This window comes from Aquibacillus albus, assembly GCF_016908325.1.
In the GTDB taxonomy this organism is placed as follows: domain Bacteria; phylum Bacillota; class Bacilli; order Bacillales; family Amphibacillaceae; genus Aquibacillus_A; species Aquibacillus_A albus.
Genome location: NZ_JAFBDR010000002.1, coordinates 158,432 through 173,290 on the forward strand (window position 1 = coordinate 158,432; position 14,859 = coordinate 173,290).

Annotated in this window: 11 protein-coding genes; all 11 read right to left on the reverse strand. The window is 36.1% G+C overall.

The annotated features are described in order from the left end of the window. Positions 1–63 precede the first annotated feature (63 nt). On the reverse strand, positions 64–2,088 hold the full coding sequence (locus tag JOC48_RS02785; protein WP_204497522.1) for a beta-galactosidase trimerization domain-containing protein: 2,025 nt from the start codon (positions 2,086–2,088) through the stop codon (positions 64–66). A 48-nt stretch (positions 2,089–2,136) separates the two neighbouring features. After that, complete coding sequence (locus tag JOC48_RS02790) at positions 2,137–3,000, reverse strand: 2-hydroxy-3-oxopropionate reductase (protein WP_204497523.1); 864 nt, start codon at positions 2,998–3,000, stop codon at positions 2,137–2,139. Between the two features lie 52 nt (positions 3,001–3,052). After that, entirely contained in the window at positions 3,053–4,018 is a 966-nt protein-coding gene (locus JOC48_RS02795) for an NAD(P)-dependent oxidoreductase (RefSeq protein ID WP_204497524.1), read from the reverse strand. Between the two features lie 53 nt (positions 4,019–4,071). Further along, positions 4,072–6,078 carry an alpha-amylase family protein gene (locus JOC48_RS02800; RefSeq protein WP_204497525.1) on the reverse strand — a complete coding sequence of 669 codons (2,007 nt, stop codon included), beginning with the start codon at positions 6,076–6,078 and terminating at the stop codon, positions 4,072–4,074. 35 nt (positions 6,079–6,113) lie between these two features. Continuing rightward, a complete protein-coding gene (locus tag JOC48_RS02805; protein WP_204497526.1) occupies positions 6,114–7,004 on the reverse strand; it encodes a carbohydrate ABC transporter permease in 891 nt (296 codons plus the stop codon). 18 nt (positions 7,005–7,022) lie between these two features. Beyond that, entirely contained in the window at positions 7,023–7,937 is a 915-nt protein-coding gene (locus JOC48_RS02810) for an ABC transporter permease (protein WP_239584150.1), read from the reverse strand. A gap of 131 nt (positions 7,938–8,068) precedes the next feature. Further along, positions 8,069–9,808 carry an extracellular solute-binding protein gene (locus JOC48_RS02815; RefSeq protein WP_204497528.1) on the reverse strand — a complete coding sequence of 580 codons (1,740 nt, stop codon included), beginning with the start codon at positions 9,806–9,808 and terminating at the stop codon, positions 8,069–8,071. 171 nt (positions 9,809–9,979) lie between these two features. Then, entirely contained in the window at positions 9,980–11,362 is a 1,383-nt protein-coding gene (locus JOC48_RS02820; protein ID WP_204497529.1) for a response regulator transcription factor, read from the reverse strand. Continuing rightward, the gene (locus tag JOC48_RS02825; protein ID WP_204497530.1) at positions 11,359–13,104 is read right to left on the reverse strand and encodes a sensor histidine kinase; all 1,746 of its coding nucleotides are present in this window, start codon (positions 13,102–13,104) and stop codon (positions 11,359–11,361) included. Before JOC48_RS02825 ends, JOC48_RS02820 begins: the two co-directional genes overlap by 4 nt. Before the next feature lie 721 nt (positions 13,105–13,825). Next, positions 13,826–13,960, reverse strand: a complete 135-nt coding sequence (locus tag JOC48_RS21450; RefSeq protein ID WP_275580690.1) for a hypothetical protein — start codon at positions 13,958–13,960, stop codon at positions 13,826–13,828. 62 nt (positions 13,961–14,022) lie between these two features. Then, complete coding sequence (cysQ, locus tag JOC48_RS02830; protein WP_338024220.1) at positions 14,023–14,829, reverse strand: 3'(2'),5'-bisphosphate nucleotidase CysQ; 807 nt, start codon at positions 14,827–14,829, stop codon at positions 14,023–14,025. Positions 14,830–14,859: the final 30 nt, after the last annotated feature.

Genomic DNA, 14,859 nt, shown 5'->3' on the forward strand with positions numbered 1-14,859 from the left:
GTTACTAATTCCCAATAACTCAAGTTGATAGCAACCTTTAATATATAACGCTATCATTCAAGACTAGTTAACTATTTTTATAGACTCCATAAGAGAAAGCTTCGGTACACTAATAGTAAGTAGGCCATTATCCGCAGTAAACTCATAATCTTCTCCAGTTACTAAACTTTTAACAGATGTTGGCTTCCCTTCATATGGAACTGTAGCTTTTAAATCGTGCATCGTGATTGGTTCATAAAAACTAATACCGAAATGACCGGAACCATTAACCAAATGCAATAGTTGAGCATTTTTATCTTTTTGCTCATATAGACTTGCTTCTACCATTGGAGAAAGGTTACCACCTATTGGTTGAATACCGACAAACTGTTCTAATAATTCTGCAATAAAATCTATTGTATTTGCATAGCCTTGGCGATAGAATAATTGCCCTGGTTCCCAAGGTATATACACACCTTTACCTTCACCATAGGAATGAACCGTAAAGCCTGGATGTTCCGTCGGATCATTCGTAGAATAACAACGTTCTGGTGGTCCAAACATCTGAGGTGGAATGAGGTTTAAATGTTTTTCCACTTCATTCTCATATTCAGCAAAAACATAATTTCCATCTAAATACAACAAATTAGTCACCGGGAGCCTTTTGTAAGGTTTGTTATTAGCTATATGAAGATAGGCTGAACGCATGTCAGAACGGATAATATTAACATCTTGAATACCAAGACATTTTAGTGCTGGTTGCTGACGCTCTTGATACTCGTCATCTTGGAAACCGGCTTTAGAAACTGCAATTACTGTACCTCCCTCAGAAGCAAACGCGTCTAACTTCTCAGCTAGTTCATCACTAATTGGCTGGTAGTCTGGCACAATCATCACCTGATATTTATCCCATGACAAATTTAAAGCATTATCGTTCATGATTGTATCAAACGGAAAATGGTTTTCCGTTAAGAATCTAAACCAACCTCGAAATTCTTTTTGATTACCATCAGACCCATTTATAAGACCTATTTTAGCGCTAGAAATTAGATTAAGATATTCTTGTTCATTAGCTGCGTGATAATGAAACACCTTCTTAACCTGCTCATAGCCAGATTTATCTTGGTGGTTATCAAGTCTACCAATTAAGTAGTAATCAAGCGCACCTCCATTAGCAAGCGCTTGTGCAAGTCTGAGCGATTGTTGGTGTGGGGAGACGGCAACATGTCTTGTTGGAAAATCGATAAAATCTACGGTTGTATTGCTGGATACCATATTCGGATAGGAACTAGTGACATATTTCGTATTATCCGAAGCACTATATTGCCAACGCGGCAGTTCACGGTCCAAGGCAGTATTGGACTCTTGCCGGAAAAAGCCCTCTTGAAGTTCTAGATTATTGGCAATACTAAGGTCTGGACGTATATTTTGGATAAATTTATACTGTTTTTGCTTGAAATCTTGTAACGTTCTTGTCTTAAATAGTAAGTATTTTTTGTAGACAGGATCATTTGGATCTTCTGTTTTTGGCAGGTCTTCATTAAACATATCGGCGAATTTTTGCTCACAACTGTCACAGTGGCAAATACCATATTGAACACCGCTATAGTCTCTAACCTGATAGCCCCCCATATTAAAGAACATACCGTCCACGTCAAGGGTGGTGATTGTTTCTTTAATAATTTCAAAAGCATAACGTTGTTGATATTCACTATTTAGGCAGACATGAACATCGCCATTATAGTCAACTATTTTACCTTTTGGACTAATATAAGCCCATTCTGGGTGCATCTCGTATATAGGTCTACGTACTTTCGAGAAGTCTGTTCTAGCTACTACTTTGATATCGGCATCATGACAGGCTTTAATGATTTTTTCCAGGCTATCCCCTTGCAAATATTGACTTTGAAAATGATACGGCAGTTTTGTCGGATAACTAGCAATGATACCGGAAGTATTAATCATTGCTACATTTGCCTTAAACTCCTGTAACTCAGCAACGTATTGTTCGGCATCAATATCCACCATGTCAATTTCACGCAGGTTCGTTTGAATTTGTCTCCAAGGTCTATCTTTCCACCAATCTACTCTTTCTTCCTGTTTCCCCATATTCTTCCTCCTTATTAGCATTTATTTTTTAGCCTTGCCCGAATGTGCTCACTTGTTGAATAATCGATGTAAAGCACTGTGGTCTTCATCCGCGAATCCCTGTTCAGAAAGTTGATTGAATTGATCAAAAATTTGGGAAGCATAGGTCATATCTGCATTTGATGACTCTGCCATGGATATCGCATTGCGTAAATCTTTCGCATGTAGCTTCACACGAAAACCTGGTGAATATTGCTCATTATTGATATTCTCAATTTTAGTATCTAGCACTCGACTTCCTGCTAATCCACCTTTAATCGCTTCATAGGCTACTTTTAGGTCTACACCTGCTTTTTTCCCAAAAGCAAAGGCTTCTGACATAGCGGCTATATTGACACCAACGACGATTTGATTCATTAGCTTCACTGTATTACCTGCACCAACTTCACCGACTCTTGTAACTGATTTCCCCATTGTATGAAGTAAGGATTTACACTTTTCGAAAACCTTTTCATTTCCACCTACCATAATTGCTAAAATTCCTTCAATGGCTCCGACGTCACCGCCACTAACTGGTGCATCTAATAAATGTGCTCCCCGTTCACTTAATTTCTCTGAGACCTTCACAGCAACGAGTGGATTAATGGAACTCATATCGATGACAATTTTATCCTCGGAGATTCCCTCTATGACACCCTCTTCTCCTAGTACCACCTTTTCTACATCTGGAGAATCTGGAAGCATCGTGATAATGACATCCGAAGCCTCTGCAATTTCTTTAGGACTTTCACAAGCTTCTGCACCCATATTTGCTAATTCATCTACAGCTTCTCTACTCCGATTGTGTACGTACAAAGGGTAACCGGCTTTCAACACATTTTTGGCCATTGGTTTACCCATAATTCCTAATCCAATGAACCCTACTTTAAACATAAAAACTCCTCCTAAAATCTTTTATTTTCACTATAATCACCATTTGAGCGAATTAATATCCCTTACCAAATTCCCGAACGTTCACCATTTGTTCTGTTTTACCTTCAACAAAACAATCTAAATTTGATAGAAACACTTTAGAAAACCTTTGCTTGAAACCATCTCCACTTCCAGCGCAATGAGGTGTAATAATAATATTGTCTAAACCCCAAAAGGCACTTTCTTTTGGAAGATAGCCTAATTTAAATTCGTCAACAAATACATCTAGAGCAGCGCCTGCAATCTTGTTATCTTTTAAATAGGCCAATAGGATATCTTCATTAATTAATGCCCCTCTAGAAATATTGATCAAATATGATTGAGGCTTCATTAGTTTGAATTGTTCCTCATCTATTAGATTTTTTGTTTTATCCGTTAAGGGCAACGTTAGTACATTAAAATCACTTCGAGCAATAACATCATTAATCTCTTCAGGCTTATAAATACGGTCAAATTCTGGTAGTTGTCTTCCATCGGTATTTATCCCAATTGTTTTCATACCAAATGCTTTAGCGCGCTTAGCGGTTTCTGTACCAACATCTCCTGTACCAATTATTCCAACAGTCTTGCCGCTTAAGTTAATAAAGCCTCCTACTTTCGACCAAGAACAATCAAACTGATTTTTCATCACTGTAGCACTCTTTCTAGAAAGCATTAGCATTTTACATAAAATATCCTCTGAAATTGGAACGCCCATCCCACCACGAGCGTTAATGACTATAATTCCCCGTTCCTGCAAGTAATCCATCGGTAATCGTTCAATCCCAATATGTGCAACTTGTACCCATTTCACTTGCTTACATTGTTCTAGGAAGTCCTTTTGGAGTGTACGGTGATTAGCAATGATAATATCTGCATCTGCATATTCCATGCTGTCAATTAACGCCTGTTCAGAATCTAACTGATTGACCTGTACTCCTTTTGCTTCCATTTCTTGTATCTGCTCTGGACTGAATGAAAAAGTTGAAACTAACTTCATTTTTATTACCTCCTAAAAAAGTGTAACCGAATGCCTATTTAAATAGGTTTGATTTACACTTTCAATACGACTGCTGAGAAGTCTTTTAATACAGGTAACTCTATCTTGATTCCGTCATCACCATTGGTATACGAAACTTCTTCCTTGTCCTCTAAATTAATCAACTGCTTGCAATTGTTTAGTTGAGGTAAATGGACTTGTACTTCATGGACCGGTATAGGCTCATAATAGGAAACTCCATTAAACCCAGAAAGGTTGAGTAAGTGTAAGATATAGGTATCGTCATCCAATTGATTTAAAAATACTTCCACACTTTGGGGCGCATTTGTTCTTAACATAGATTGGTAATCTACTACATTGTCCAATAAATCAATGATAATCCGCTTGTTATCATCAAAACCGAGATTATAATAGAGCTTTCCCGGATGCCAAGGAAGATAGATAGATTTTTGTTGATCATTAGAAACGATACCTAGCCCGAATGAGTCTTGTGACATTTCATGTCCAAAAGCCCGCTCTGGCGGGCCAAACAATGCTGGTTTAACTAGCGGTAGATTTTTGTAAGCTTTGGAGCCAAATTTCACACGACAAAAAGCCCCATCTAGTACTACCCAATCCCGTTCCATAAAACTTTTAAATACTTCCTTGTCCTCTGTTTTTAAATAGGCAGCTTCACGTGAAAAAACTTTAATTCCATCCAGTTTTGCATCGAAATGTTCTTGCAAGAACTGTTGATTTTCTTCATCCTGTGTAAACGATCTTCCTGTGCTTATCAAACAGCCTCCTTTCTTGGAGTATGCCCTAAGAACCTCGAGCTCCTCACTTGAAAATGCCAATATATCAGGAATAATCAACGTTTGATAGCGGTTCAAGCATTCCCTATTATCCATAAATGTTTTTTGTTGCAGAACATCAAATAAGACATGCTCTTCCTTCAGCATTTTGAACAAACCCAGATATTCCTTAGAGTCTGCTTGCAGCGTTTTTCTGGGCTTGATTAAAGCAACTTCGCTTACCGATTGAAAGTTACCATAATATTGCTCGTTTTTCTTATGATAGTTAAAAATATCTGCAACAATCGGTAAATTTTCACGGTCCGGATAATCTTCAAAAACACCAATAATACAAAAATCTAACCCAGATCCACTCGCCAAGCTTTCTTTTAACCTAATATTGATTTCATGTTTAGACACAGCGGTGAAACGATGGACTAAATCAACCGCATTAATACTGCAATTGCTTATTAATTTTTGATCCCAGGAATCTTCTATCGCTTTCACATTTTCTGATGCAGAATATAACCACATTGGATGAGGTCTAGTCTTGCTCGTATTGGATTCATTCCGGACAATATCGACTTTATGGTCACTATAAGTAGAGATGGCAATGTCTCTGTTTTTGCTTTTCACTAAATCGTACACCCGATCTAACATCTTAGAGGCAGTTACCTCTCGATAAATTAAGTGCTTTTGATAAACAGGATCATCCTCATCAACTTTTTCTGGTAAATCCAAGCCAAACATCTCATGGAATTTTGTTTTACAGCTATCACAGTGACAAATTCCGTGATCATTACCGCTGTAATCAAACGTGTTGTAGCCAAACCAGTTAAAGAAGATTCCGTCTACATCATAGTTAGTAAGAACCTCATCAATAATTTTTAACGAGTATTCCTGTTGATAATAGCTACTAATACAGGAATGAACGATACCGTGATAATTCACTTCTTTCCCTTCTTTAGTCCTGTAGAACCATTCCGGTTTCTTCTCAAAAATACTTTCATGTGCTTTACTAAAATCAAATCGGACAATGACTTTCATACCGTTTGCATGGGCCTTATCCAGAGCTTCTCGAAGCATATCTGTTTTCTGGTTTGCTGCTCGGTAATGATACTCAAGCTTTGTTGGATAGAATGCGAATATGCCCCCCGCATTCATCATCAACACATTTGCATTTAGTTCCTTTAACTGACTTATTAAAGCATCTACATTGAGATTGGCATCTTTTTCCCGAAGGTTATTTTGAATCATCCTTAAATTATTATTTGACCACCATGCCATATAACCTCACTCCATTCCTTTCTTACTTTTGTTAGCTACTCTTTAACGGATCCCAGTGTAATCCCATGAATGAAGTATCGTTGAAGAAACGGGTAGATTAACAAAATTGGAATCATCGCTATAAAAATCTTAGCTGCATTCAGCGTACGATTAGATAATTCAGCCATCATCTTTAATTGCTCTTCATTCATAATATCGGGGTTTAGTACAATGACCATCTGTTGAATATAGGTCTGTAATGGATAAAATTCTTCTCTCGTCATAAAAATTAATCCATATAAAAATTCATTCCAATGAAAAACGATAGAAAACAAAGTCACTGTAGCAAGAACAGGAACCGACAAAGGAATAAAAATGTAAATCAACATCTTCCAAGGACCTGCCCCATCAATGAGAGCTGACTCTTCAATAGATTTTGGTAAATTCCGGAAAAAATTCACAGTTAAAATAACGTTAAACACAAGTCCTTGAGCCCCAGCCACTAGGACAAGTGCCCAAATGTTATTAATTAGTCCTAAAGATTTTACCGTTAAATATAAAGGAATTAAGCCTCCATTAAAAAGCATGGTAAAAACAAGGATCCACATCAATATATTTCTGTGTTTAAAATCTTTCGAACTCTTGGACAGAGGGTACGCCAACATGGCAACAATGATAAAGTTTAAAAGTCCTCCTAAAAAAATTCGTTGTATAGAAATCCAGAAAGACTTAAAAAATTGACCCTCATCTAAAAGCTGAATATAGGAATTAATATTAAAATCTACCGGCCATAACCAAACTTGCCCTGCTGCAGCAGCTGTCTTAGAGCTCAGTGAAAGAGCGAAAGTGTACCAAATAGGTAGGATGCAAGAAATCGTAATCACTGTTAATAAGGTAATTAACACGATATCAAATATCCTTGACCCCATCGTAGTGTCTTTGACCATTATTCATCCCTCCATTCGTTAGAAAATACGATAATTAGTATATCTGTACGCCAAGCTATAAGAAATGACGATCATAATAAAACCGACAACTGATTTCAGAAGACCTACCGCAGTTCCTAATTCATACTGTAAGTCCAACAAACCTACCCTATATACCCACGTATCAATGATGTCTCCTGTTGAATAAACCAAAGGATTGTATAAGTTAAAAACTTGGTCAAATCCAGCATTTAAAACTTGCCCCAAGCTAAGTACTGCAAGTAAAGCTGCTGTTGTACGAATACCAGGTAAAGTTATATGCCATAGCATTCTTAATCGATTCGCACCATCTATAGACGCAGCCTCATATAATGCAGGATTAATACCTGTTAAAGCTGCTAAATAGATGATTGTGTTAAATCCAAACTCTTTCCAAACATCACTTCCTGCTAAGAAATAAGGAAATAATTCAGCCTTTGCAAAAAACAAAATTGGTTCATCAAGTCCAAATAAAGCAAGTAGTTGGTTAACTGGCCCTCCATAAGAGAAGATATCAAGGATAATCCCGCCTAAAATAACCCATGATAAAAAGTGTGGTAAATATACAATTGTTTGAACCGACCGTTTAAAAATCATATTACGCGCTTCATTGAGCATTAAAGCAAAAACAAGAGGAACAATTAGGTTTCCTACTATTTTTAAACAAGCAATGAAAAGGGTATTAAAGAAGATATTCCATGTATCTTTTAGAACGAACATATATTCAAATGTTCCAAGTCCAATCCATTCCGATCCAAATATTCCTTCGGCAGGGTTATAATTCTGAAATGCGATAGCAATACCGAACATCGGCACAATGCAAAATATAGTAACCCAAACGAATCCCGGCAAAAGCATCAGATAATAATGCTTAACAAAACTATTGGATTTAGGAGAATTGTTTCTCTTTTTCATAGGTTTAGTACTCGTTACCATTTCCTTCGTTTCAGTGGAGACAGACATAATCTTTCACTTCCTTTCTACTGTTATTTTTAATAGGAGGCGCAATGCTACTAACAGCATGCGCCTCATATTATTCGGTGAAGTTACTTCACGATATCTCTTACTTCGGAAGTAATTGTGTCTCCACCCTGTTTTTTCCAATCTTCAACAAACTTGTCGAAATCATCTAATGGAGCTGCTCCCATAATAATTTTTAGGAACGTTTCTGTTTCAAGCTTCATCAAGTTTGCCCATCTCTCCGACATAGTCGGAGTTTGCTCATAAACGAGACTCGATATATCATTTCTATTCGGATCTCGAATCGGTCTAGTTCCAACAACACGAGCATATATTCTCGGAAGTGTCACAATGTTATCGGTATTCCAATATTCTAAGTCATACTCATCATATGGTTCTTTTTTAACTTCAAGATAATCATCATAATCCTGTTCATATAGAGAAGGTTCCCAAGGTACATCTAAAATTTCTCTTGGCTCACCATCGATTGCAACTCTTTCAATTAACTCAGCAATTCGATACATTTGGTCGCGCATCTGAGTATCTACTCTAAGTGGAATATGACTTGCATCTAAACCATGTTCAAATTCATAATAATCACCGTAAGTTAATCTGTAATTAAGTGCTTTTACTGCTGCCTCAGGATGTTCATAATCTTTTCTCACGACAATAAAGTTATTTGATGTAGCATTAACCGTTTGATTCCACTTACCTTCACCGTTTAGAGGTACAGCATAAGCTTGCCAGTTAGCAGTCGGATCACCTTTCCAGGCATTAGATAGTGGTTCATAAACAGCCCATAATGACTGGAAGAATATACCTGCTTTTCCAGCTATAATTGGTTCATTATTATCCTTTCTAATTCCTAACTGGGTATCAATTAATCCTTCATCATACCAATCTCTTAAAAAAGAGAGAGCTTCTTTCGTTTCTGGTAGAACAGAACCATAGGTAGCTTGACCATCTGGCCCTTCAACCCAATAACCAGGGTAAGCATCTTTAGCATAGAATATGCTTCCTAACCCTTGATCAGCACCTTCAAGGAAAGTTGAATATAGTATGTCATTGACATCCATACCCATAATTCCAAGCGTGTCGTCTTGTCCATTTCCATCTGGGTCCTGTTCAATAAATGCTTTGGCAACTGTCTCTAAATCTTCTAATGTTTGAGGTACCTCCAAGCCAAGGTTATCTAACCAATCTTTTCTGATCCATAGATTTTTAATACTACCATCAGAGTGGTTAGAGCTCGGAATAGCCATCAACTTTCCATCAAAAGTTGCTGATGCTAGTGCTTTACCATCTGAGGATGCCCATGCATCCTGAGACATTGGTAATGCATATTTAACAGCTTCAGATAAATCAGCTATCTGACCAGCTTCAACTAGTTTTCTTAGTTGAACTCTATTGACGATCATTGCATCAGGCAGGTCGTTACTAGCGATAGATAAACTTATCTTTTGGTCTTTATTTGTACAAGAAACTGACCAATATTCCTTTAATTCAATATTTAAGTCTTCTTTAACTGCTCGTGTATACTCGTTGTCCTCCAGTGTGTCTCCCTCAGGTAAGCTCTTAGAAGCACCTGGTTCTACACAAATTCCTGTACTTAACGTAATTGTCTCATCATATTTACCTAATGGATCATAATCCACTTCAGCTTCTCCACCTGAGTCTCCTGAATCTGGAGTTGAAGAATCTGATGTGTCTGAAGAATCTTCTTGATTGTTGCTTGCTTGTTCTGCATTGTCTGAACTATTACAAGCGCTTAAAACAGTAACAAAAGCAAAAACTAACAATAAAATAATGACTTTGTTCTTCAGCATCTTTTTACGCCTCCTTATAAATTTAATTGTTTTACAATGTATATGTTACCACCAATGTAAGCGCTTGCAAATTAGAGTAAAGAAGGAAGTTTAGGGTGTGATATGAACTTAGATTAAGTGTAAAGTTCACAAATAAGACACATATCCACCCTACCACTGGACATTATTGACCTAACACTTGCTCTTCCGATATTCACTTGGAGTCTTGCTCGTTTTTTGACGAAAAACACGGCTAAAGTATTTTTCATCTTTATAGCCTGTTTGTTCAGCAATCCATAGTATAGTCTTGTTCGTTTTAGTTAGATAATCTTTTGCAATCTCAATTCGCAAATTACGTAAATAATCATTGAATGATCGTCCAGTAATATCCTTAAAACACTGATTAAAATAACTTCGACTCATATTTACCCTTTTAGCTACATCCACTGCAAATAAAGGTTGATTCACTTCCTCTTGGATTATTTTTATAGCTGACATAATGGAGTGGATTACTTCCTGAGAATATCGTACATTAATAGCAAACTGATTAGCAGAATCTACTATTTTAATTAACCATTGTTCCGTATCGTACCAACTATTCAAGGTTTCAGGCACTTTAACAATCATTTTATTATCAATATGTTTATGCACCTCATTCCACGCATTTCCAATATCGTTGATTAGACTGAATAGTTTTGTTATTGATAGTCGATAATCTTTTAATTCCTGTTTCATTTCTGTGAATGTTGAAGTTTCAGAAACCCATTCAAATGAAAGCCAGCGTTCCTTAACCTCAAGAAAAGTTTCTTTACTTATACTGTTTCGAATGGAACAAATGTCATGGAGAGATTTTGTAATAACCTTTTGGTCCTCAAGGTATTCATAGAAGAAACTACACTTTTTATATTTCCTTAACTTTTGAAAAACATCATTGCGATTTTGGCCTCTTATTTCGGTTACTTTCATCATTGTCCATCCACTATTTAATTTGGCTCCTGCTAGATTTTTAGCTATTTTATCTTCAAGTAACCCAAACCAAACTAAATCTCCAATCTCTTGAAATGAATTAGAAGAATTCCCAACTATTTGGTTCACCCAATCTATCTCAGCATTTTCTTCTTTTGACATCAAAGCATATCCACAATCTTCAGAAAATAATTCGGTTACTTTTTCATTTATATGGTTTGAAATCCTTTCTTTCTGGGTAATAAGATTATGAATACGAGCAAGTACCTCATTAAAATGTTCTTTCTCTAACTCTACTTTTGAAATGAAATCAATTGCTCCTAAGCGTAATGCCTGCTGAATATATTCAAATTCTTGATGAAAGGTAAGGATAACAAAATATATAGTAGGATATTTATCTTTAACAATTTTCATTAACTCAATTCCTGACATGATGGGCATAGTTAAGTCTGTCAATACAAAATCAACATCATTAGAATTTATAAATTCCAATGCATCTTTTCCATTTTTAGCTTCTCCGACAACTTCCATATCATAATCTTGCCAAGGCATAGCTGAAATCAGTCCCTTTCTTACTAATTTATCATCCTCAACAATTAAAACTTTCATCTTTCAGATTCCCCCTCACTTATCGGAAAAGTTAAAGTAATACAGGTACCTTCCCCTAACTTACTATCAATCTTAAAATCAGTCCTGCCATCATAATGTACTACCATCATTCTCCTGACATAGTTTAACCCAATACCCATCCCCATCTTTTTTTGTGCCGTTGATTCTGTGTCATTTAATATATTGGTTATTGTTTCTTCTGTCATACCTGATCCATTGTCCTTAACAGTGATAACTAACTTATCCTTTAAGTCAACATTCACCTGAATACAGCCATCATCGTTAACACCATGATATAGTGAATTCTCAACAAGCGGTTGAAGAATAAACCTAGGTACTGGAAAGTTCATCACTTCGTCTTTAACATCAACCTGTACATTAAAATTAAAGTCATAACGAATCTGCTGTAATGTTAAATATTGCTTAATGGCATCTAACTCATCACCAACTGTAGAAAATTGACCTCTTTTTCCAAGGTTATAATGTAGCAATTTATTCAAAGATTTCACTAAGCGATCTATTTCATCTTGCCCATTCATCATAGCCATCCATTGTACTGTGTTTAATGTATTCATCAGAAAATGCGGATTAATTTGATATAATAACTTTTCGACCTCTAGATCGGCTTTTCGCTTTTCTTTTAGTTCTATTTCATTAAACAATTCCCAAATCTGTTGCTTCATTTCCCTGAAATTTTCAAGTAAAAAGTTAAATTCAGGAACACTACTTTTAGAATGAACGGATTGAACTTCATTGCTGGCTAATAATCCAATTTCGTTATTAAATTCTTTTAAAGGTCGGTAAACCATTTTCCAGAGTAACCATGCAAGAAATAAACTAACAACTAAAAATATTAAGAAAAAGGTAATGACTTGAATGAACCACTCGTTGATTTCTTTATTATAATCAGCCTCTGATATGACAGCAACAATAGACCATCCTTGATTACTGGTATGTTTGAACCAAAAATATCCCTCATCTTTACCAAATGATTTTTGTTTCATTTTATTCGTAATTACTGTATCTTGCGGGAATATATTATCAAGTTGACTATAGTTGATTTTTCCTGCTTCATTTAAAAACAAGTAAAATACATCATAACCGCTCCCACCTTCATCAAATACATCTGTTAATCTAAAAGCACTTTCTACATAAACATAAACATCTTCCCTGCTAGGAAAGTTTACTTTCCTCAAGGCTGAGATGACATGCTGATTGTTATAATGATAATTACTAATATGAGGACCATAATAGGTAAGCCCATAATATTTCGCCAGCTCGGGTAACTCTCCTAAAGAAAATTCTTCACGAACAGGTAAGTTCTCAAATTCGATTAAGTTTTCATTTTCAAAATAGTACATAATTAAGCCAACTGATGGATTGGTAAACGCAATTACATTCAATTCACTCTTAAGTTCACTTGTAATTTCTACACGTTCATAAAGATCATGCGAATTTAAGAGAGTATTCAACTTCTTCCCCACTATACCTTCAAAGGATAATTGCTGTGATAAATGGTTTAAGTTATCAAATGTATTTTCTAGAGTAAGCGCATCTTGCTTAAGGTTGCTTTGAATTCCTCTTTGAATTTGATTGTTCACTATCGAATTTATTGTGTGATAAGATATGAAGCCAATAAAAATAAACGGAATTAGTGATGCTAACAAGAAAAGAAGGATAATCCTCTTCTTTAACGTAACTCGATAGAAGTATTCCTTGCATTTGTTTATTTTAGATAACATCGTCTCAACACCCTAAAAACTATTTTGTAATCGCTTACAATTATTTCCAAGCTATTCATTCATCATTTTCATCTGATGTCGTATTTCTTTATTAGTTGAATGGAATGTTAATATGTGTGGACTACGGGGGTTTACATAATAATGAATAGATTTCATTATAGTTCTATGTAATCTACACCCAACGAACGGATTAGCAATTATATATTGGTTTCTATAGTATATCGAATATTCCTTCAAATTAGGGTGATTTTTGAAATTTTTTTCATGATATATTTATATCAATATTATTAGATTATTTGATTTTCATTCCTCTAGTTATAAATAGCTAATTAAATAATCTCATAGATGGGTTTAGATAGTTCAAAAAGCTTGAACAGAGTAGCTTCTCAATATCACATGAAGATCTTGGAATCGGGTTCGTTCCGTTCATACCCCTAGGGAAAGGCTTCCTTACAGGGACAATTGATAAGAATGCTACATTCGCTAAGTCCGACGTTCGCAGCATTCTTCCTCGCTTCCAACCAAAGAATCTCGAGGCAAACCAAGTTTTTATTGAACTTTGAAACCCATTCATTTATATGTTTTTAAATTGTTTTTAAAATAGTTAATTTTATTTAATCATTACAATTTCGTGATAAAAATGAAACAATTTGTTGTTCAATTGCGCCAGGTTTTAAAATAAAAAATAAGCTGAATACCACACGAACCGTGGGATATCAGCTTACGCTTCCAGTTTCAGGCTAGTTTTGGAAAATAACCATCCAGCTACCAGTTCTCCTTTTTCAAGTTGAAAACCATCGACTGTTGGGTGAGATTTGCCACTATGACATGGTGTCTCTTTAGTATCATGTGGCATTTAACATGTCCTCCCAGCGAAGACAAATGTCCACAGAGGGGGTCAGACCCCTTTTACTTTTACTAGTTTCGCTCAACCAAAAACCATCCATTCAGCAATTCTTTTCTATTATAATAAAACCTTTTACCATCTTCATATCGGGTAACTTTTCCACCTGCTGCTTCAACAATTGCTTGGCCTGCTCCAGTGTCCCACTCCATCGTTGGTGCATACCTTGGGTAATAGTCTACCTTTCCTTCCGCCACTAAGCAAAACTTAAGAGAGCTTCCGGATGAGACAACTTCTACTTTCCCATGTTTTGCTTCCAATTCTTTCATAAAGGCTTCGGTTTCCTCTGACATATGAGATCTGCTGGCAACAGCACGCGTAACTTGGCGATCCTCTTTCTCAGGTAATCGCACACTCTTTCGAATCAATTCTTCTTCACTTTCGAACGCTGCCTTAGAAGCATTTTCCAGCTTATATGCACCATCACCTACACGGCCAAAATAAAATACATCTAATGCCGGTGCATAGATAATACCAACGGAAGGATACTTTCTTTCTATTAAAGCAATATTAACCGTAAATTCTCCATTTTTCTTAATGAATTCCTTTGTTCCATCTAGTGGATCTACTAACCAAAAACGGTCCCATCCCTGACGTTCACTGTACGGAATATCTCTTCCCTCTTCGCTCAAAACAGGAATGCTAGGATTGATTGCATTTAAACCTTTCATAATCGATTCATGTGCTCGTTTATCTGCTTGTGTTAATGGGGAATCATCTTCTTTCAACTCTACACCAAAGTCTTGCGCATAAACGTCTAAGATTTCCTTTCCAGCTTCTAGTGAAACCCAAAATAAATCTAGTAAATTAAAATTCTCCACCAATACGAAACCACCTTCTAGACAAAATTA